The sequence below is a fragment of the Pseudomonas sp. LTGT-11-2Z genome (genome assembly GCF_003691445.1).
GTDB lineage: Bacteria > Pseudomonadota > Gammaproteobacteria > Pseudomonadales > Pseudomonadaceae > Aquipseudomonas > Aquipseudomonas monteilii.
Window position 1 is genome coordinate 4,095,586 of sequence record NZ_CP033104.1, and the last position, 18,312, is coordinate 4,113,897.

At 62.7% G+C, this 18,312-nt stretch carries 21 protein-coding genes; 12 read left to right on the forward strand and 9 right to left on the reverse strand.

All coding sequences use genetic code 11. The features are described from left to right. Positions 1 to 209 precede the first annotated feature (209 nt). Both rhtA and D8767_RS19200 read left to right on the forward strand, forming a co-directional pair. Positions 210 to 1,097, forward strand: a complete 888-nt coding sequence (rhtA, locus tag D8767_RS19195; RefSeq protein WP_016714999.1) for a threonine/homoserine exporter RhtA — start codon at positions 210 to 212, stop codon at positions 1,095 to 1,097. A 193-nt stretch (positions 1,098 to 1,290) separates the two neighbouring features. Then, positions 1,291 to 1,572, forward strand: coding sequence for a hypothetical protein (locus D8767_RS19200; protein ID WP_016714998.1), 282 nt, complete (start codon positions 1,291 to 1,293; stop codon positions 1,570 to 1,572). 39 nt (positions 1,573 to 1,611) lie between these two features. Here D8767_RS19200 and D8767_RS19205 read toward each other — a convergent pair whose 3' ends face one another. Beyond that, positions 1,612 to 3,420, reverse strand: coding sequence for an aminopeptidase P family protein (locus D8767_RS19205; RefSeq protein WP_016714997.1), 1,809 nt, complete (start codon positions 3,418 to 3,420; stop codon positions 1,612 to 1,614). Between the two features lie 220 nt (positions 3,421 to 3,640). Here D8767_RS19205 and D8767_RS19210 point away from each other — a divergent pair, with 220 nt between their 5' ends. Both D8767_RS19210 and D8767_RS19215 read left to right on the forward strand, forming a co-directional pair. Continuing rightward, positions 3,641 to 4,756, forward strand: a complete 1,116-nt coding sequence (locus tag D8767_RS19210; protein WP_016714996.1) for a DUF3182 family protein — start codon at positions 3,641 to 3,643, stop codon at positions 4,754 to 4,756. Further along, positions 4,740 to 5,510: a S9 family peptidase gene (locus tag D8767_RS19215; protein WP_028699787.1), complete on the forward strand. Its 771-nt coding sequence runs from the start codon at positions 4,740 to 4,742 to the stop codon at positions 5,508 to 5,510. The genes D8767_RS19210 and D8767_RS19215 overlap by 17 nt, the downstream gene beginning before the upstream one ends. Here the strand turns inward: D8767_RS19215 and D8767_RS19220 are convergent. Together D8767_RS19220 and D8767_RS19225 are read right to left on the reverse strand one after the other, a co-directional pair. Then, a complete protein-coding gene (locus D8767_RS19220) occupies positions 5,489 to 5,869 on the reverse strand; it encodes an antibiotic biosynthesis monooxygenase (RefSeq protein ID WP_016714994.1) in 381 nt (126 codons plus the stop codon). The genes D8767_RS19215 and D8767_RS19220 overlap by 22 nt on opposite strands. A 54-nt stretch (positions 5,870 to 5,923) precedes the next feature. Further along, positions 5,924 to 6,943, reverse strand: coding sequence for a GlxA family transcriptional regulator (locus D8767_RS19225; protein WP_016714993.1), 1,020 nt, complete (start codon positions 6,941 to 6,943; stop codon positions 5,924 to 5,926). 82 nt (positions 6,944 to 7,025) lie between these two features. On the opposite strand from D8767_RS19225, the gene D8767_RS19230 reads away from it, so the two are divergent. Next, a complete protein-coding gene (locus tag D8767_RS19230; RefSeq protein WP_016714992.1) occupies positions 7,026 to 7,574 on the forward strand; it encodes a cysteine hydrolase family protein in 549 nt (182 codons plus the stop codon). A gap of 48 nt (positions 7,575 to 7,622) precedes the next feature. On the opposite strand, the gene D8767_RS19235 is transcribed toward D8767_RS19230, so the two are convergent. Then, positions 7,623 to 8,186, reverse strand: coding sequence for a helix-turn-helix domain-containing protein (locus D8767_RS19235; protein ID WP_016714991.1), 564 nt, complete (start codon positions 8,184 to 8,186; stop codon positions 7,623 to 7,625). Between the two features lie 83 nt (positions 8,187 to 8,269). On the opposite strand from D8767_RS19235, the gene D8767_RS19240 reads away from it, so the two are divergent. From D8767_RS19240 to D8767_RS19270, 7 genes are all read left to right on the forward strand, one after another. Then, positions 8,270 to 9,220, forward strand: coding sequence for a DMT family transporter (locus tag D8767_RS19240; protein ID WP_016714990.1), 951 nt, complete (start codon positions 8,270 to 8,272; stop codon positions 9,218 to 9,220). A 149-nt stretch (positions 9,221 to 9,369) separates the two neighbouring features. After that, on the forward strand, positions 9,370 to 12,285 hold the full coding sequence (locus D8767_RS19245) for a monovalent cation/H+ antiporter subunit A (protein ID WP_016714989.1): 2,916 nt from the start codon (positions 9,370 to 9,372) through the stop codon (positions 12,283 to 12,285). Next, positions 12,285 to 12,629 carry a Na+/H+ antiporter subunit C gene (locus D8767_RS19250; RefSeq protein WP_003250128.1) on the forward strand — a complete coding sequence of 115 codons (345 nt, stop codon included), beginning with the start codon at positions 12,285 to 12,287 and terminating at the stop codon, positions 12,627 to 12,629. Before D8767_RS19245 ends, D8767_RS19250 begins: the two co-directional genes overlap by 1 nt. Beyond that, positions 12,626 to 14,305: a monovalent cation/H+ antiporter subunit D gene (locus D8767_RS19255; protein WP_016714988.1), complete on the forward strand. Its 1,680-nt coding sequence runs from the start codon at positions 12,626 to 12,628 to the stop codon at positions 14,303 to 14,305. The genes D8767_RS19250 and D8767_RS19255 overlap by 4 nt, the downstream gene beginning before the upstream one ends. Continuing rightward, complete coding sequence (locus D8767_RS19260; RefSeq protein ID WP_016714987.1) at positions 14,302 to 14,790, forward strand: Na+/H+ antiporter subunit E; 489 nt, start codon at positions 14,302 to 14,304, stop codon at positions 14,788 to 14,790. The genes D8767_RS19255 and D8767_RS19260 overlap by 4 nt, the downstream gene beginning before the upstream one ends. Next, on the forward strand, positions 14,787 to 15,065 hold the full coding sequence (locus tag D8767_RS19265; RefSeq protein WP_016714986.1) for a K+/H+ antiporter subunit F: 279 nt from the start codon (positions 14,787 to 14,789) through the stop codon (positions 15,063 to 15,065). Before D8767_RS19260 ends, D8767_RS19265 begins: the two co-directional genes overlap by 4 nt. Next, positions 15,062 to 15,427: a Na+/H+ antiporter subunit G gene (locus D8767_RS19270; protein ID WP_016714985.1), complete on the forward strand. Its 366-nt coding sequence runs from the start codon at positions 15,062 to 15,064 to the stop codon at positions 15,425 to 15,427. The genes D8767_RS19265 and D8767_RS19270 overlap by 4 nt, the downstream gene beginning before the upstream one ends. Positions 15,428 to 15,437: 10 nt before the next feature. Here D8767_RS19270 and D8767_RS19275 read toward each other — a convergent pair whose 3' ends face one another. The 5 genes from D8767_RS19275 to D8767_RS19295 form a co-directional block, all read right to left on the reverse strand. Further along, positions 15,438 to 15,650 (reverse strand): hypothetical protein, encoded by a 213-nt coding sequence (locus tag D8767_RS19275; RefSeq protein ID WP_016714984.1) that lies wholly within the window; start codon positions 15,648 to 15,650, stop codon positions 15,438 to 15,440. After that, a complete protein-coding gene (locus D8767_RS19280; RefSeq protein ID WP_025754423.1) occupies positions 15,647 to 16,117 on the reverse strand; it encodes a hypothetical protein in 471 nt (156 codons plus the stop codon). The genes D8767_RS19275 and D8767_RS19280 overlap by 4 nt, the downstream gene beginning before the upstream one ends. 345 nt (positions 16,118 to 16,462) lie before the next feature. Continuing rightward, positions 16,463 to 16,657: a hypothetical protein gene (locus tag D8767_RS19285; protein ID WP_012271507.1), complete on the reverse strand. Its 195-nt coding sequence runs from the start codon at positions 16,655 to 16,657 to the stop codon at positions 16,463 to 16,465. Positions 16,658 to 16,836: 179 nt separating this feature from the next. Further along, complete coding sequence (locus D8767_RS19290; protein ID WP_003250099.1) at positions 16,837 to 17,241, reverse strand: TraR/DksA family transcriptional regulator; 405 nt, start codon at positions 17,239 to 17,241, stop codon at positions 16,837 to 16,839. Positions 17,242 to 17,525: 284 nt separating this feature from the next. Then, positions 17,526 to 18,299 carry an enoyl-CoA hydratase gene (locus tag D8767_RS19295; protein ID WP_016714982.1) on the reverse strand — a complete coding sequence of 258 codons (774 nt, stop codon included), beginning with the start codon at positions 18,297 to 18,299 and terminating at the stop codon, positions 17,526 to 17,528. Positions 18,300 to 18,312: the final 13 nt, after the last annotated feature.

Here is an 18,312-nt window from a genome sequence, read left to right on the forward strand (position 1 = left end):
CTTCAAACACTTGACTCAACAGGGTGGCTAGCTTCGCTTCGCTACCGCGTTGGAGTGGTGCGCATTATAGGGCCGCCTTCAAGGAGGTCAACCCTTAATTTCAATGTTTTGAAATATTTATGCCGAAGGCACTTCAGGGCTACCACGCGCCCCATCAATTGCGCACTATATTGCTCATCACTCCCCCGCCCAAGGATCGCCGCACAGAAATGAACACCCAGCCCCGCAGCCTGGCCGCCACACTCTTCCCGATTGGGCTGCTGCTTATCGCCATGGCATCGATTCAATCGGGTGCCTCCCTGGCCAAAAGCATGTTCCCCATTATCGGCGCACAAGGCACCACCGCCCTGCGCCTGATATTCGCCAGCATCATCATGCTGCTTATATTGCGCCCGTGGCGGGTACGCATGACCGCCAACACCCTGCGTAACGTGGTCATCTATGGCATGGCCCTGGGTGGCATGAACTTCCTCTTTTATATGGCGCTGCAAACGGTGCCCATCGGCATTGCCGTTGCACTGGAGTTCACCGGGCCGCTCGCCGTGGCGATCTTCTCTTCACGCCGGCCAATCGACTTCCTGTGGATTGCCCTGGCCATCGCCGGCTTGCTGTTGTTGCTGCCTGCAGGGCAAAGTGGCCAGGCACTCGACCCGGCCGGCGCTGCTTACGCGCTGGGTGCTGGCGTGTGCTGGGCCCTGTATATTCTGTTCGGGCAACGTGCCGGGGCCGAACACGGCATCCAGAGCGCCGCGCTCGGCGTGGTGGTCGCTGCACTGTTCGTCGCCCCCATCGGCATTGTCCACGCGGGCAGTGCGCTGCTCACGCCCGCGGTCATCCCCATGGCGCTGGGCGTGGCGATACTGTCCACAGCACTGCCCTACAGCCTGGAGATGGTTGCCCTCACGCGCATTCCGGCTCGCACCTTCGGCACCCTGATGAGCATCGAACCGGCGTTCGGGGCGTTGTCCGGCCTGCTTTTCCTGGGCGAAGTGCTGACGGTTACCCAATGGCTGGCGATTCTGGCAATCATTACGGCCTCTGTCGGCACCACGCTGTCCATGCGCAAGGAGCCCGCCCCAGCCGTCGCAGCAGACTGATATGAGAAATATTTTCATTTGAGACAGGATTAAAGATTGTAGCGACCCGTCTCGCTGATTAAGCTGTCACAGAATCATCATCTTTACGCTATCTACTGGACCGAACAGGGACGCTGGGGAAATTTCAGGAAGAACCGAAGCGATAACGACAGGGCCAGACGACAGCTGATCGGCCCTGCATTTAAGGACAGGAATGAAACGTATTTTTCTCATCCTGGCCATCTTGGCTATTGCTGGATGTGCCGCCACGGCCAAGACTGAGGTCAAGAGGGGCAAGAAGGGCCTGCATATCAACTGCTCCGGCCTTTCCTCTTCGTGGGACAACTGCTACAGCAAAGCCGCGAGCTCTTGCAGCACGCGCGGCTATCGGGTCATCGCACGCTCGGGCGACAGCGATGAAGAAGCCGGCGACTACTTGTTTGGCATCAACCCGGCGGGTTACACCAGCCGCAGCATGATCGTCATCTGCAAGTAGAAAAAAGGGCAGCTCATAAGCTGCCCTTTTAATTTTCCGTTACAGCGACGCGGTACGCGTCTCTAGCCAGGCCAAGGCGTCACCCTTGAGCAACGGCGCCAGGCGCTCACGCACTGTGGCGTGATAGCGGTTCAACCATTCCACCTCTTCTTTTGACAGCTGTTCGGCTAGCAGGCACCGGGTGTCGATCGGGCACAATGTCAACGTCTCGAAGTTCAGGAAATCGCCAAATGCACTCTTGCCGGCTTCACGATTGACCACCAGGTTCTCGATGCGTACACCCCATTGCCCCGGGCGATACGTACCTGGCTCGATCGAGCTGATCATGCCCGCCTGCATCGCCGTCTGCGGTGCAGGTGCCGCCTGGTAGGCAATTACCTGCGGCCCTTCATGCACATTCATGAAGTAGCCTACCCCATGCCCGGTACCGTGGCCGTAATCCACCTGGTCTGCCCAGATCGGTGCACGAGCAATGGCGTCGAGCAACGGCGACAGCACCCCACGCGGAAAGGTGGCACGCGATAGGGCAATCATGCCCTTGAGTACCCGGGTGCAATCCTGTTTCTGCTGGTGGCTGGGGTTGCCCACCGGCACCATGCGTGTGATGTCGGTGGTGCCGCCCAGGTACTGCCCGCCCGAATCGATTAGCAAAAGCCCGTCGCCCTCGATGACCGCGTGCGACTGCTCGGTAGCGCGGTAATGCGGCATGGCGCCGTTGCCATTGAAGGCAGCAATGGTCGAGAAACTCAGCGATACGAAACCCGGGCGCCGGGCGCGCGCTGCGCTCAGTTGCTCGTCAATCGTCAGCTCGGTGATTTTCTCATTGCCCAGGCTGGCCTCGAACCAGGCGAAGAATTCGCACAAGGCAGCACCGTCCTGCTCCATGACCTGACGGATGTGAACCAGGTCTTCATCACCTTTGCATGACTTGCTCAGGGTGGTGGGGTTGATCCCCTCGATCAGCACGACCCCTGCCGAACGGTTTTCCAGCAGGCCACAGGTGACCCGTGCCGGGTCCACTAGCAACCTGCTGCCGGCCGGTACGGCACCTAAAGCCTTACCGGCCTCGCTGTAGTCGCGCACCTCGATGCCATCGACTGCCAGCACTTGGCGCAAATGCGCGTCCACCTTGTCCTGCCCCACGAACAGAATGGCCTGCTTCTCATTGATCAACGCAAAGGCCAGAAACACCGGGTTGTAGGAGACATCACTGCCGCGCAGGTTGAACAGCCATGCGATGTCATCAAGGGTGGCAATGAAATGCCAGTCGGCGCCCTTGGCCAGCATGCCCTGACGCAACTGCGCGAGTTTTTCCGCCCGGCTCACCGTCGCATGCGGCGGTAAATGCTGGTACACCGGGTTACCCGGCAGCGCCGGGCGCCCATCCCAGACTTGCCCCAACAGATCCTTGTCGGTGACCAGCCGAGCGCCGCGAGTCTTCAGCCGCTCACCCAGTTGGCGCGCCGAGGCCAACGCCAGGACCGCACCATCCACCGCGACGCTACCGTCGGGCGCTACATTATCGCCCAGCCACTCCAACGCCCCGGGTTTGCCCGGCAACAGTTTCATCAGCTCAATGCCGCTGCCTGCCAGTTCATGCTCGGCCTGCTCCCAGTAGCGGCTGTCGACCCACAGCCCGGCGAACCCGGGGGTGACCACCAATGTGCCGACCGAGCCGTGGAAACCCGAGAGCCACTGACGCCCCTGCCAGTAACCGGGCAGGTATTCGGAAAGGTGGGGGTCGGCCGAAGGTACCAGCAAGGCATCGATGCCCTCTGCCGCCATGGCCTGGCGCAGGCGTGCCAGGCGCTGTGGCACGCTTTGCTCAAGGGTGGTCTGGACGTTCATGCGCTCTCCTGCGGCTACATCACGGTTGATCCAATGTGCCGATAATGGAACAGCCGCCAGAACCCTGCAATCGCGACGACCAAGACACGGCATGGATTGCCCGCCACGCCTTGCGCCAATCAGACACTTCCTACAACGCGCTCAGGACCACCGATCAAGTCCCGCTGAACTTCCGCAAAGTGCCGGCTTCACACACAGTACACTCACTGCCCACAGGCAAATGACCATGCCCAGTGCCTGGCATTCGAAAACCGGCGTGGTGTTGCTCGACACCCGCGAACATACGCCCGAGCATGAGCATGCCGTGCACCTCAAGCTTGCCGACGGTCTCGCCCGCCTGCTGGGTTGTCCACATGTGCCCAGGCAGCAGGCCAACGCCAACGATGGCTACTACTTCGTACCCACCGAGACCCTGATCGACCCCAGGCGCTATGCCGCCCTGGGTATTCTTGGCGAACAGGACCTGTTTGGCGGCCTGGTGTCCTACCCCCACATGGCGACCAAGGCAATCTCCCACCCGTTGCCGGCCAAGGCCAGCCTCCCACCGGGCTGGACTGACGCCTTCGCCCAACAGGCGAGTGACGCCCTGCTGCGCGGCTACACCGTGTTCAGCAAAGCCGATGCGCGCACTGCCGCACAGTTGCTGCTGCTCGACGGCCCGCTACGGGTCAAGCCGGTGCTGGCTACCGCAGGCCGCGGACAAGCGGTCATCAGCACTGCGGACGCACTGGAACCCCTGCTGGCCGATATGGACGAACAGGCGCTGGCAGTGTGGGGGCTGGTACTCGAAGAAGACCTCAATGACGTAAAAACCTTCAGCGTCGGCCAAGTGCGCGTCGCGGGGCTGACATGCAGCTATCACGGTACCCAACAGCTGACCCATGACCACCAGGGCATCGAGGTGTATGGCGGATCCGACCTTGTGGTGGTACGTGGCGACTATCAGGCGCTGCTGCAACTCCCCCTGGAAGACCACCTGCGTCTGGCGATCAACCAGGCTATCACTTACGAGCAGGCTGCCGAGCAGCACTTCCCTGGTTTCATCGCCTCACGGCGCAACTACGACATCGCTCGCGGCCTGAGCCCTCAGGGCCACCTGCGTAGTGGTGTGCTCGAGCAATCCTGGCGCTTGGGCGGCGCCAGCAGTGCCGAGCTGCTGGCCCTGCAGGCATTTGCCGATGACCCGGCATTGCAGCAGGTCCGTGCCTCCACCCACGAAGTGTTCGGCACGCCCGACCTGCCCGCTGATGCCACCCTCTTCTACCAAGGAAACGACAGTGAACTCGGACAATTCAGCAAATTTGCACGGATTCGCGAACATGGCCGTTCAGAGTGAAACCGTTGAACTGCAAGTCGACAACGACAGCATTGTTGGCACCCTGGTCAGCCCCGGCAGCAAGATGCCGGGCATCCTTTTCGTGCACGGTTGGGGCGGAAGCCAGCAGCGTGATCTGGCCCGGGCCCGGCACATCACCGGACTGGGCTGCGTGTGCATGACCTTCGACCTTCGCGGGCACGAAAAGACCGAAAGCCAACGCCTGACAGTCACGCGTGAACAAAACCTGCATGACCTGATGGTGGCCTACGACCGGCTGCTGAGCCATCCAGCCGTGGACAGTAGCGCCATCGCCCTCATCGGCAGCAGTTATGGCGGCTACCTGGCAACGCTACTGACCCGCGAACGGCCCGTCAAATGGCTGGCCCTGCGGGTACCCGCCATGTATTGGGACGACGAGTGGAACACCCCCAAGCAAACCCTCGACCGCCAACGCCTGAACGCCTACCGGCAGCAATCGCTTGGCCCGGCTGACAACCGCGCACTGGCAGCGTGCGCCGAGTTCAGCGGGGATGTCTTGCTGGTGGAGTCCGAACAAGACGACTATGTACCGCACAGCACGCTGATGAGCTACCGCTCGGCATTCATCAGCGCCCATTCGCTCACCCATCGCATCGTCGACGGGGCCGATCACGCGCTGTCCAGCGAAGAGAGCCAGAAAGCCTACAGCTCGATCCTGGCAGCCTGGATCAGCGAAATGGTCATCGGTGCCCGACTGGACCGCTACCCGCATTACGCGCCTTGGTATGCCTGAAGCTCGCCCACCTGACAATGCAGGCCGCCATCGGCGCCGCGCACCAAACTGCGCAGCGTCTGGTAGGCTGCAAAGTTCACCCCGCGCGCCTGATGCTGCCCCAGCAGCTCAAGGAAGGGCTCCTCAACGAAGTACACGGCCGCCGCCGACCAGGCCTGGCGTGACTGCCATTGCAGGTACTGCAGCACCCGGCTGCCATCGTCACTGGCCTGGACACTGACACCCTGCAGCCCCTCACAGCGCGCAGCAAGGTCTTCGCTTCGCGCCACCAAGGCCTGAGCCAATGCTTGTTGGCACATGCTGGGCACTTCGTATTCGATCATCTGGGTGAACCAAAGGGCATGAGGGTTTGCCGACATCGGCGGTCTCCTGGTAACGGACGCATGCAGCGCGATTCCCGGCAGGGTAAAACCTCAAGCAAAGTCAAGGTCAAGTGGTTTTTGAGCACCCTGGCCTGATACCGCAAAACGCCGTCGATAGTCACTTGGGGTCAGGCCGGTAATGCGCTGAAACACCTTGCGAAACGCACCCGGGTCCTGGTAACCGACACCCCAGGCAATCTGTTCGACGTTGCGCCGGGTGAACTCCAGCAAACGGCAGGCTCGCCCTACCCTCACCTGCTGGCAATACTCGGTCGGCCGCAGCCCGGTGGCGGCACGAAAGCGCCGCAGGAAGGTGCGCGCTTCCAGCCCCGCGCACGCAGCCATCGCCGCAAGGTCAGCCTCCTGCCCGCCATTGCCCTGCAACCAATGTTGCACCTTCAACACGGCCTCGTCGCCGTGGTCCAGGCGCGGACTGAACAGAGCCCCAGGCAAGGGCGCTGTAGTCGGCTCAACGGCCAGGTAGCGAGCGGTCTCTCGCGCCACCGTCGCCCCAAGAAATCGCTCCAGCAGGCGCAAGCCCAGGTCAGTCCAGGCCATTAACCCTGCCGAGGTCACGATATCGCCGTCGTCCAGCAACGGCTGCCGGGCCTCTACCCGCACCTTGGGGAAGCGCTGGGCAAGGGCATGCACGTAGTTCCAGTGGGTGCAGGCCGGGCGCCCGTCGAGTAGCCCACTGGCGGCAATGAAAAACACCCCTATGCAAACCGACGCCAGCACCGTACCGCGCCCGTGCAACTGGCACAGCGACGTGCGGTGACGGTCAAGCAGTTCGGCTTGCGGGGCCGACTCCAGGCTGGGTGGAATGATCAATACACTCAGGCCCGGTGCAGCAGTCGCGGAGCTATCCGGGGCTGGCAGCAACTGCCCTGCCTCGTCGGCCTGCCAGAAGCTGACGCGAATGTGCGGCAGTTCGACAGCCCCCAGTTCGGCCGCAACCCGGTTGGCCACCAGGAACAGGTCGGCCAGGCCATATACGGCCGCGCGCTGCACGCCGGGGTACAGCAGCAGGCCGATGTCCAAGCTGGCGGGGATGTCAGTTTTTGCCCGCATAGTGTCGTTCGCGCCAATCCTCAGGTTCGTGCACACAGCCTATAACTAACGCCTACCAACGACTACTGCCACAGGAGGCAGCATGAGCAAGCAGGCGCTGATCATCATCGACATCCAGAACGACTACTTCCCGGGCGGCAAATGGACCCTCGATGGCGCCGACCAGGCGGCCGACAACGCTGCACGGTTGCTGGCAGCCGCACGCCAGCGCGGCGACCTGGTGGTGCATGTGCGCCATGAGTTCGACAGCGCCGATGCCCCCTTCTTTGCACCGGGCTCGCAGGGTTCGGCGATCCATTCCAAGGTCGAACCGGCAGCAGGCGAACCGGTGGTGCTCAAGCACAAGGTCAACGCCTTCCTCGGTACCGACCTTGAGCACACGCTGGACCGGCATGGCGTCGAGGCCCTGACCATCGTCGGCAGCATGAGCCATATGTGCATCGATGCCGCCACCCGTGCTGCGGCCGACCTGGGTTACGAGGTGACCGTGGCGCACGATGCCTGTGCGACCCTGCCGCTGACGTTCGACGGCAGGCAGGTAGCGGCGGCGCAGGTTCATGATTCGGCGATGGCGGCGCTGGCATTTGCCTATGCCAACGTCGTGAGGACTGATGAGTTGCTTGAAGGCTGATCGGCTCGAAAGCTTTGGGGCTATGCATCAGCCCCAAAGCTTGCAGGCTCAAATCACCACATTACGCACGAACCGCACCGCCACCGCCCCATCATTACGGTATGCATACCGGCAGTTGCTGGGAAACACATGGAACTGCCCCACCAGCAGACGATGCTCGCCCCCTTCGATGATCAACGTCAGCTGCCCTTCAGCCACATAAATCTGCTCGCTCCAGCCTTCGGCATCGGCCTCGCTGGAATAGCACTCACCCGGCGCCAGGGTCCACTCCCACAGCTCCACCTCACGCCGCGCCGGGCTGGTGCCAAGCAACACTGCCCGGCTCTGCGGATGTTCACCCGCCCAGGCCAGCTCTTCGATGCGCCCGGGATCACGCCGATCAGGCGCCTGGATCAAGGTACTGAATGCCACCCCCAAGGCTTCGGCGATCAAGTCCAGCGTGGTCAGGCTGACGTTCTTTTCCCCCGCCTCGATCGCCACCAGCATGCGCCGGCTAACCCCGGAGCGCTCGGCCAACGTCGCCTGGCTCATGCCAGCCGCGTTGCGCAGGCTGCGCACATTGAGGCTGACATGTTGAAGCACCGATGCGCGGTGCGCGGAATCTTTGTGCACTATATTGCTCACTGGTCGAGATTGCGCAGTATACTGCCCACTTTGCGGCGATTGTGCGCCGCCCCCTCCGAGTGCGCAAGACCATGAGCCAGGCCAGCAACAAACCGACCCCCAACGTTACCTTTCGCCTGAGCAAGGCTGAACTGGTGCTGGTCTTCATCACCATGTTGTGGGGCGGCACCTTCCTGCTGGTGCACAACGTGATGACCGTCAGCGGCCCGATGTTCTTCGTCGGTTTGCGCTTTGCTGCAGCCGCACTGTTCGTGGGCGTGGTCTCGGCGCGGGCATTGCCCGGACTGACCTTCACCGAGCTCAAGGCCGGCATGCTGATCGGTGTATCGATCATGCTCGGCTATGGCTTACAAACCATGGGCCTGCAAACCATCAGCAGCAGCCAATCGGCGTTCATCACTGCGCTGTACGTGCCGTTCGTGCCGCTGTTGCAGTGGCTGGTGCTGGGCCGACGGCCTGGCCTGATGCCCAGCATCGGCATTTGCCTGGCATTCATCGGCCTGATGCTGTTGGCCGGGCCGGAAGGCGGCAGCCTGCATTTCAGCGAGGGCGAGGTGGTCACCTTGGTCAGCGCCGTCGCCATCGCCGGCGAAATCATCTTGATCAGCCGCTACGCCGGCCAGGTCGACGTACGCCGGGTTACCGTGGTGCAACTGGCGACCGCATCGTTGCTGGCGTTTCTGATGATCGTGCCAACCCAGGAGCGTATCCCCGACTTCTCCTGGCTGCTGCTGGGCAGCGCCGTAGGCCTGGGCGCCATGAGCGCAGTTATCCAGGTGGCGATGAACTGGGCACAGAAGTCGGTTTCGCCTACCCGGGCCACGCTCATCTACGCCGGTGAGCCAGTGTGGGCCGGGATCGTCGGGCGCCTGGCGGGCGAACGCCTGCCGGGCGTGGCACTGCTCGGAGGCCTGCTGATCGTCATCGCGGTGGTGGTGAGCGAGCTCAAAGTGCGTCGCCCGCGCGAAGCCATCGAGGCACGCGATGTACAGAATGAAGGCGAACGCCAGGCAGAGCTTTGAAGTCGCTAACAGCAGCTATGCTTTGTAAACAAATGTTATAAAAAAACAGCTTGTCACAGCCTGTTTGTAGGATTCTGCGACAGCTTGCGTGTTGGTGATCACCCCCTCGGCACGTATGATCTTTGCAAACTTCTCCAGAATAGGCCGCTATGTCATTGATAGTGCTATTGCTTCTGCCGTTCGTGGGCAGTTGCTTGGCAGCCGTGCTGCCGCACAACGCACGTAACGCCGAGTCCATTCTTGCCGGGCTCGTAGCCCTGGTCGGTACCGTCCAGGTAGCACTGCTGTACCCCCAGGTTGCCCATGGCGGTGTGATTCGCGAAGAGTTCCTGTGGCTGCCCAGTCTGGGGCTCAATCTGGTACTGCGCATGGACGGCTTCGCCTGGCTGTTCTCGCTGCTGGTACTGGGCATCGGCACGCTGGTGTCGCTGTACGCGCGCTACTACATGTCACCGCAAGACCCGGTACCGCGTTTCTTCGCCTTCTTTCTGGCCTTCATGGGCGCCATGCTTGGCCTGGTGATTTCCGGCAACCTGATTCAGCTGGTGTTCTTCTGGGAACTCACCAGCCTGTTCTCCTTCCTGCTGATCGGTTACTGGCACCACCGCGCCGACGCCCGCCGTGGTGCCTACATGGCGCTGATGGTGACCGGTGCAGGCGGCTTGTGCCTGCTGGTCGGGGCCCTGCTGCTCGGCCATGTGGTCGGCAGCTACGACCTGGACAAGGTCCTGGCTGCCGGCGATACCATCCGCCAGCATGCGCTGTACCCGGTGCTGCTGCCCCTGATTCTCATCGGTGCCCTGAGCAAGAGCGCACAGTTCCCCTTCCAATTCTGGCTGCCCCACGCCATGGCAGCGCCCACCCCGGTATCGGCCTATTTGCACTCTGCCACCATGGTCAAGGCCGGGGTGTTCCTGCTGGCGCGGCTGTGGCCGGTGCTTTCCGGCAGCGAAGAGTGGTTCTGGATCGTCGGCGGTGCCGGTGCCCTCACCCTGCTGCTCGGCGCGTTCGCCGCCATGTTCCAGAACGACCTCAAGGGCCTGCTGGCCTATTCGACCATCAGCCACCTGGGCCTGATTACCCTGCTGCTGGGCCTGAACAGCCCACTGGCTGCCGTTGCAGCGGTATTCCACATCCTCAACCATGCCACGTTCAAGGCCTCGCTGTTTATGGCAGCCGGCATCATCGACCATGAAAGCGGTACGCGCGACATCCGTCGCCTCAGCGGCCTGATCCGCCTGGTGCCCTACACCGCGACCCTGGCCATGGTGGCCAGCGCCTCGATGGCTGGCGTGCCACTGATGAACGGCTTCCTGTCCAAGGAAATGTTCTTCGCCGAAACCGTATTCATCAGCTCCACCGCGTGGGTCGAGGCCACCCTGCCCGTGATCGCCACACTGGCCGGTACCTTCAGCGTGGCCTATGCCCTGCGCTTTACCGTCGATGTGTTCTTCGGGCCGACCGCCCAGGACCTGCCCCACACCCCGCACGAGCCGCCACGCTGGATGCGTGCGCCGGTCGAACTGCTGGTGCTCACCTGCCTGGTGGTGGGGATCTTCCCTGCCCAGTCGGTCGGCCCGCTGCTGGCCGCTGCGGCGCTACCGGTGGTAGGCGGCACCCTGCCGGAGTACAGCCTGGCGATCTGGCATGGCTGGAACGCACCGCTGATCATGAGCCTGGTGGCCATGAGCGGCGGTATCGTGCTGTACCTGTTGCTGCGCAAGCAGCTGCGCCTGGGCCGCTTCCCCTACCCGCCGGTGATCGAACGCTTCAACGGCAAGCGCCTGTTCGAGCACGGGCAGGTTCACCTGATGGTGCTGGCGCGTCGGGTCGAGCGCCTGTTCACCTCTCGCCGCCTGCAATCGCAGCTGTTCATGCTGGTGGTCGCCGCCTTTCTCGCAGGCCTCACGCCCATGCTCTACGGCGGGCTGAGCTGGGGCGACCGGCCGAAAATTCCGGGTTCAGGCGTGTTCGTCGCACTGTGGCTGATCGCCATTGCCTGCGCCATCGGCGCCGCCTACCAGGCGAAGTACCACCGCCTGGCGGCACTGATCATGGTCAGTGTCTGCGGCCTGATGACCTGTATCACGTTTGTCTGGTTCTCCGCGCCTGACCTGGCCCTGACCCAGCTGGTGGTGGAAGTGGTCACGACTGTGCTGATCCTGCTGGGTCTGCGCTGGCTGCCACGGCGTATCGAAGGCGTGTCGCCACTACCGGGTAGCCTGGAGCGTGCGCGCATGCGCCGCCTGCGCGACCTGCTGCTGGCCGTGCTGGTGGGTGGCGGCATGGCCGTGCTGTCCTACGCCATGCTGACCCGGCCAACGCCCAACGACATCTCGTCGTTCTACCTCAGCCGTGCGCTGCCGCAGGGCGGCGGCACCAACGTGGTCAACGTGATGCTGGTGGACTTCCGCGGCTTCGATACCCTCGGTGAAATCACCGTGCTGGTGGCCGTAGCGCTGACCGTGTTCGCCCTACTGCGCCGCTTCCGCCCACCCAAAGAGAGCATGCAACTGCCGGCGCAGCAGCGCCAGCTGGCACCCGATGTGGTCACCGACCTGATCAACCCACGGCATGCCACCGACACCGCCCTGGGCTTCATGATGGTGCCGGCAGTGCTGGTGCGCCTGCTGCTGCCAATCGCGCTGCTGGTCTCGATGTACCTGTTCATGCGTGGTCACAACCAACCGGGCGGCGGCTTTGTCGCCGGCCTGGTGATGTCGGTGGCGTTCATCCTGCAGTACATGGTGGCCGGTACCCAGTGGGTCGAAGCGCAGATGAGCCTGCGCCCGCTGCGCTGGATGGGCACCGGGCTGCTGTGCGCGACCCTGACCGGGGTCGGCGCCATGCTGCTGGGCTATCCGTTCCTCACTACCCATACTGCCCACCTGCACCTGCCACTGCTGGGTGATGTGCATGTGGCCAGTGCGCTGTTCTTCGATGTCGGCGTATACACCGTGGTGGTCGGCTCGACCCTGCTGATCCTCACGGCCCTGGCGCACCAGTCGGTGCGCGCTTACCGCCCGGGCAACCCGGCGAAAACCAGCCAAGCAGGAGCCGCCTGATGGAAGAAGTGATTGCAGTCGCCATCGGCGTGCTCGCCGCCTCGGGGGTGTGGCTGATCCTGCGCCCCCGTACCTATCAGGTCATCATGGGCCTGTGCCTGCTGTCGTACGGGGTCAACCTGTTCATTTTCAGCATGGGCAGCCTCTTCATCGGCAAAGAGCCAATCATCAAGGACGGCGTCACACAGGACCTGCTGCACTACACCGACCCGCTGCCGCAGGCGCTGGTGCTTACCGCCATCGTCATCAGCTTTGCCATGACCGCGCTGTTTCTGGTGGTGTTGCTGGCCTCACGCGGCCTGACCGGTACCGACCACGTGGATGGCCGGGAGCGTGACGAATGAATGGAATGAGTCAATTGATCGTTGCGCCCATCCTGCTGCCACTGGTCACTGCCGCAGTCATGTTGCTGCTGGGTGAAAAGCACCGGCAGATCAAGGCCCGCCTGAACCTGCTGTCGACCTTCGCCGGCCTGGCAATCGCCGTCAGCCTGCTGCTATGGGTGCGCACCCAGGGGCAGGCAGCGTCGATCGGCGTTTACCTGCCGGGCAACTGGCCGGCACCGTTCGGCATCGTGCTGGTCGTGGACCACTTGTCGGCCCTGCTGCTGACCCTGACCGGGGTCATCGGCTTCAGTGCGTTGCTGTTTGCCCGTGCCCGGTGGGACGGTGCCGGGGCCAGTTTCCATGCGCTGTTCCAGATCCAGCTGATGGGCCTGTACGGTGCCTTCCTCACCGCCGACCTGTTCAACCTGTTCGTGTTCTTCGAGGTGCTGCTGGCCGCGTCGTATGGCCTGCTGCTGCATGGCTCGGGTCGCGCCCGGGTGCGCGCCGGCCTGCACTACATCGCCATCAACCTGTTCGCCTCGTCGCTGTTCCTGATTGGCGCCGCCATGCTGTATGGCGTGACCGGCACCCTGAACATGGCCGACCTGGCCCTGAAGATTCCCCTGGTGCCTGAGGCCGACCGTGGCCTGTTGCATGCGGGTGCGGCGATCCTGGCCATGGCCTTCCTGGTCAAGGCCGGTATCTGGCCGCTGAACTTCTGGCTGGTGCCAGCCTACGCTTCGGCCAGCGCACCCGTGGCTGCGTTGTTCGCCATCATGACCAAAGTCGGCCTGTATGCCGTGCTGCGCCTGTGGACTCTGCTGTTCTCCGGGCAGGCGGGGGCCTCGGCGCATTTCGGCGGCGAATGGCTGGTATACGGCGGCCTGGCCACCCTGGCGGTGGCTGCGGTATCGATCCTGGCTGCACAGCGCCTGGAGCGCATGGCAGCCCTCAGTATCCTGGTCTCGGCTGGTACCCTGCTCGGCGCGGTTGGCTTTGCCCAGGCGGCGCTGACCGGCGCGGCGTTGTTCTACCTGGTCAACTCCACCCTGGCCCTGTGCGCGCTGTTCCTGCTCGCCGAACTGGTCGAACGCTCACGCTCGGCCAATGAGGCGCCCCTGGACGAAGAAGAAGACGTGATGCCGCCCCCGCTGGAGTCGCTGCACCCGCCCAAGGGTATCAACCTCGACGACGAGCAAAAGGTGGTGATCGGCCAGATCATCCCGTGGACCATGGCCTTCCTGGGCCTGAGCTTCATCGCCTGCGCGCTGCTCATCATCGGCATGCCGCCACTGTCGGGCTTTGTCGGCAAGCTCAACCTCATCAGCGCGCTGTTCAACCCGCAGGGCCTGGGCATGCCGGCCGAACAACCGTTGAGCCCGGCAGGCTGGGGCCTGGTGGCACTGCTGATCCTGTCCGGCATGGCGTCGCTGATCGCCTTTGGCCGCGTGGGCATACAGCGCTTCTGGAAGCCCGAAGAGCGCCCGTCACCCGTGCTACGCCGCTATGAGTGCCTGCCCATCGTCATCCTGCTCGGCCTGTGCATGGTCCTCAGCCTCAAGGCCGAGCCGTTGCTGCGCTACACCCAGGACACCGCCGCCAGCCTGCAGGCGCCGGACGCCTACATCGAAGCCGTGATGGCCGCCCGGCCGATTCCTGGCCCGACCTCGCTCGACGTACAGGTGCAGCCATGAACCGACTGTTCCCCGCCCCGCTACTATCGGTTTCGCTGTTCGGCCTCTGGCTGTTGCTGAACCTCTCGGTCAGCCCCGGCAATCTGCTGCTGGGCGCCGCACTGGGTGTACTGGCCCCGCTGCTGATGGCACCGTTGCGTCCGCAGCATGCCCATGTGCGTCGGCCGCTGGTCATTGCCCGGCTGATCGGCCGGGTCGGCATCGATGTGATCGTCTCCAACCTGCTGGTGGCTCGCGGCGTACTGCGTGCCGGCAAGCAGCCACCACGCTCGGCGTTCGTGCACATACCGCTGGCATTGCGCGACGCGCACGGCCTGGCGGCACTTTCGATGATCACCACGGTGGTGCCCGGCACAGTCTGGTCCGAACTGGCGCTGGACCGCAGCGTCTTGCTGCTGCATGTGTTCGACCTGGACGATGAAGCGGCCTTCATCCAGCACTTCAAGGACACCTACGAACGCCCGCTGATGGAGATCTTCCAATGACAGGCCTGCTCGCCAATGCTGTCCTCGCCAGCCTGTTCATCTTCGCCCTGTCCATGGGCCTGGCGCTGATCCGGCTGTTCCGTGGCCCGTCCGCCCAGGACCGTGTGCTGGCGCTGGACTACCTGTATATCCTGGCCATGCTGACCATGCTGGTGCTGGGGATCCGTTACGCCAGTGACACCTACTTCGAAGGTGCCCTGCTGATTGCGCTGTTCGGCTTCGTCGGCTCGTTTGCCTTGGCCAAGTTCCTGCTGCGCGGAGAGGTGATCGAATGACCGAAACCTTGGTACTGCCCTTCTGGCTGGAGGTGGTCACTGCCGTGCTACTGCTGACCGGCAGCCTGTTCGCCCTGGTGGGTGCTATAGGCCTGGTACGCCTGAAAGACTACTTCCAGCGGATGCACCCACCGGCACTGGCCTCGACCATTGGCGCCTGGTGCGTGGCGCTGGCGTCGATCATCTACTTTTCCTGGCTCAAGGACGCGCCTGTGCTGCACGCCTGGCTAATTCCGATCCTGCTGTCGATCACAGTGCCGGTAACCACGCTCTTGCTGGCGCGGGCGGCGCTGTTCCGTAAGCGCATGTCGAAAGAGCCGGTGCCCGAAGAGGTTAGCAGCGGTCGCGACCGCGGTAACTGAAGGTTGCGCCTCACCTTTGGCTGAGGCGCTGCAGCTCCCGCCGGACCATGGCGACATAAGGCGGTGGGCCGAGCCGGTAGAGCTCACCCGCCACCCAGCTCAGCCAGGTGCTTTGCAGTTCTTCACGCCTGGCCAGCAAACGTTCGGCCTCGGCCACAGCATCCGCCTGATGCTGCCGATGAAATTCGGCTCGCGAGGCAGGTGCATCGTCAGCGCCGGTCACTCACTGGCCTTGAAGGTGGTCAGTTCACCCTTGCGCCATTTGGCAACCTTGCCAGTCACCGCCTTGAGCAACTTGCCAAGGCCTTCCTGCACTTGCTGCTGTGCGGCAAACACCAGCATCACGGCCTGGCCCTCACGGAACACGATGCCCTCGCCTTCCGGCACCGAAACGAAGGCGTAATCGCCCACGCCATACACATTCAACTTGATTTCGCGAAAGCGCATTTCCAGCTTGCCACCTTCACGGCTGGGCAACACGGCGGCGCGAAAATGATCGCCTACTTTTAGCTCCAGGCGTTGTTTGTCATCGACCACCAGTGCACTTTCGGTGTCGATTTCGGCCATGTACAGGCCTTCTGGATTCTGTTCGGTGACATAGATGAAGCGGCCCTGGAACAGTTGGGCCAATTTACCGCGCAAGTCGCCCAGGGCGAACAATGCATGGGTATCAAGAGTGCTGACTGCCAATGAAGTAATCCTCAACCGGTTACAACCCGCCCTCACCCAAGCTCGGGGAGGCACGGCCATTTCTTATCGATAGGCGAAAAGAGTAATAAAGCGATATACGAAATGTCTGTGCCCGCTGACGATGCAGCGTGCAGGAATCTTTACTATGGTTTGCCAGATTCGCCCTCAACCGAAGGCGTTTGGCTCATTCCCGGCGTGGGAAGCGTGATGCCTGAGATCACTCGCCAGAAAGCGCAACCAAGGAAGCGGGCCTGCAAGAACACAAGGCCTGGCATCCCAAAGCGCATTACTGTAGGACAAATATGCCCGAAAACACCGAAACACGTCGAGAGGCAATAAACATTTTCAGGCTGCCAGCCCTTTCTTCAGTTGTTGCTGCCAGGCGGCCTGGCATTCCAACGCCTCCTCACGGGTGGCAAATGCAGTGCCACGGCGCTCGCCATTGACCAGCACCACCCAGCAGATGCGTTTGCCCAGCGCTTGCAGGGTGGCCGGCACCCCCGAACCAATCATCACAGCTACATCGACTCGGCTATTCATCATTCCCTCCGGAACTTAATTAGCACCCTAACGATATAGCCATGATACGCCTGCTGGTGGCGAGGAAACAGCGCATGCCGGTACAGCAGTGTTGCGCACGGGGCAACAAAAAACGGCGCCAGCGAGAAACGCAAAAAGCCCCAGGGATTGCTCCGTGGGGCTTGGCACCGCGCGCGGGGTTATACCTGGCGCTGGTGGCGGTCGAGCTGCTCGTGGCGCTCCTGGGCTTCGATGCAGTACTTGGTGGTCGGGCTGATCAGCAGGCGCTTCAGGCCAATCGGCTCACCGCTGTCATCGCACCAGCCGAAGCTTTCGTCGGCAATACGGTCCAGGGCCATTTCCAGCTGTGGCAGCAGGCGCTGGTCGCGGTCGATGGCATTGACCAGCCAGCTACGCTCTTCTTCGACCGAAGCCACGTCGGCAGGGTCCGACGGAGTGTCCAGGCCTTCGATGGTGGTGCGGCTGAGCTCGATGCGCTCATGGGTTTCGACTTTCATCGCCTGCAGCAGCTCAGTGAAGAAGGCCAGCTGGTCGGCGTTCATGTAGTCATCGGCCGACATGGCCAGCAACTGTTCCTTGGTCATCGATTTCTCTATGAAAAAATGTGCATTTGGGCGATTCATGTGCCGCCGATGCCTTGGCATCGGCAGCGGAATTCTTCAAGCGCCAACCGGCACTCTTTTACAGGGGGCGGCAGTCTAAGGCGCCACGTCGCGTGGAGCAACTGCAAATGGGGCTGAATTTGCTTCAGGTGCTTACAATCCGCTGGTCGGTGCCAGGGAGGTAGCATTGGGGACGTCCGGGCTGGGCTGGCGCCGGGCGTCTCGAGGTATGCACCTGGAGGCCCGGCTAAAATCCCCTGCCAGCATCAACGGTCCTTGAACTGCGCCTCGCGCTTGGCGATGAACGCGGCCATGCCTTCTTTCTGGTCTTCGGTGGAAAACGCCGCATGGAACACTCGACGTTCAAAGCGCACGCCCTCGCTAAGGGTAACTTCAAACGCGCGGTTGACGCTTTCCTTGACCATCATGCTCACCGGGATCGATTTGCTGGCAATGGTCGCCGCCACCTTCAGCGCCTCTTCCACCAACTCCGCCTGAGGCACAATCCGCGCCACCAGGCCAGCCCGCTCGGCCTCTTCGGCGCCCATCAGGCGGCCAGTCAGGCACAGTTCCATGGCCTTGGCCTTGCCCACCGCACGGGTCAGGCGCTGGGTACCACCCATGCCTGGCAACACGCCGAGGTTGATTTCCGGCTGGCCGAATTTGGCGTTGTCGGCGGCCAGGATAAAATCACACATCATCGCCAGCTCGCAGCCACCGCCCAAGGCAAAGCCAGACACCGCAGCAATGATCGGCTTGCGGCGGTTGGCAATGCGATCGGCATCGCTGAACAGGTCGTCAACGTAGATCTGCGGGTATTGCAGCTCGGCCATTTCCTTGATGTCGGCGCCAGCGGCAAAGGCCTTGGCCGAACCTGTCAGCACCACGCAGCCGATGTTCGGGTCACGCTCTAGCTGGTCCAGGGCCTGGTTGATTTCGCCGACAATCTGTGCGTTCAGCGCATTGAGCGCCTGCGGGCGGCTGAGGGTGATCAGGCCGACCTTGCCGTGGATGTCCAACAGGATGGTTTCGAATGCCATGCAGTCTGCTCCT

Bases quoted from the DNA above. Each gene is read 5' to 3' on its own strand.
- D8767_RS19240 (WP_016714990.1), top strand. From the start codon at position 8,270: ATGAGCCAGGCCAGCAACAAACCGACCCCCAACGTTACCTTTCGCCTG.
- D8767_RS19230 (WP_016714992.1), top strand. From the start codon at position 7,026: ATGAGCAAGCAGGCGCTGATCATCATCGACATCCAGAACGACTACTTC.
- D8767_RS19245 (WP_016714989.1), top strand. From the start codon at position 9,370: ATGTCATTGATAGTGCTATTGCTTCTGCCGTTCGTGGGCAGTTGCTTG.
- D8767_RS19210 (WP_016714996.1), top strand. From the start codon at position 3,641: ATGACCATGCCCAGTGCCTGGCATTCGAAAACCGGCGTGGTGTTGCTC.
- D8767_RS19255 (WP_016714988.1), top strand. From the start codon at position 12,626: ATGAATGGAATGAGTCAATTGATCGTTGCGCCCATCCTGCTGCCACTG.
- D8767_RS19285 (WP_012271507.1), bottom strand. From the start codon at position 16,657: ATGAATAGCCGAGTCGATGTAGCTGTGATGATTGGTTCGGGGGTGCCG.
- rhtA (WP_016714999.1), top strand. From the start codon at position 210: ATGAACACCCAGCCCCGCAGCCTGGCCGCCACACTCTTCCCGATTGGG.
- D8767_RS19205 (WP_016714997.1), bottom strand. From the start codon at position 3,420: ATGAACGTCCAGACCACCCTTGAGCAAAGCGTGCCACAGCGCCTGGCA.
- D8767_RS19265 (WP_016714986.1), top strand. From the start codon at position 14,787: ATGACAGGCCTGCTCGCCAATGCTGTCCTCGCCAGCCTGTTCATCTTC.
- D8767_RS19290 (WP_003250099.1), bottom strand. From the start codon at position 17,241: ATGACCAAGGAACAGTTGCTGGCCATGTCGGCCGATGACTACATGAAC.
- D8767_RS19220 (WP_016714994.1), bottom strand. From the start codon at position 5,869: ATGTCGGCAAACCCTCATGCCCTTTGGTTCACCCAGATGATCGAATAC.
- D8767_RS19270 (WP_016714985.1), top strand. From the start codon at position 15,062: ATGACCGAAACCTTGGTACTGCCCTTCTGGCTGGAGGTGGTCACTGCC.
- D8767_RS19295 (WP_016714982.1), bottom strand. From the start codon at position 18,299: ATGGCATTCGAAACCATCCTGTTGGACATCCACGGCAAGGTCGGCCTG.
- D8767_RS19250 (WP_003250128.1), top strand. From the start codon at position 12,285: ATGGAAGAAGTGATTGCAGTCGCCATCGGCGTGCTCGCCGCCTCGGGG.
- D8767_RS19225 (WP_016714993.1), bottom strand. From the start codon at position 6,943: ATGCGGGCAAAAACTGACATCCCCGCCAGCTTGGACATCGGCCTGCTG.
- D8767_RS19215 (WP_028699787.1), top strand. From the start codon at position 4,740: ATGGCCGTTCAGAGTGAAACCGTTGAACTGCAAGTCGACAACGACAGC.
- D8767_RS19200 (WP_016714998.1), top strand. From the start codon at position 1,291: ATGAAACGTATTTTTCTCATCCTGGCCATCTTGGCTATTGCTGGATGT.
- D8767_RS19260 (WP_016714987.1), top strand. From the start codon at position 14,302: ATGAACCGACTGTTCCCCGCCCCGCTACTATCGGTTTCGCTGTTCGGC.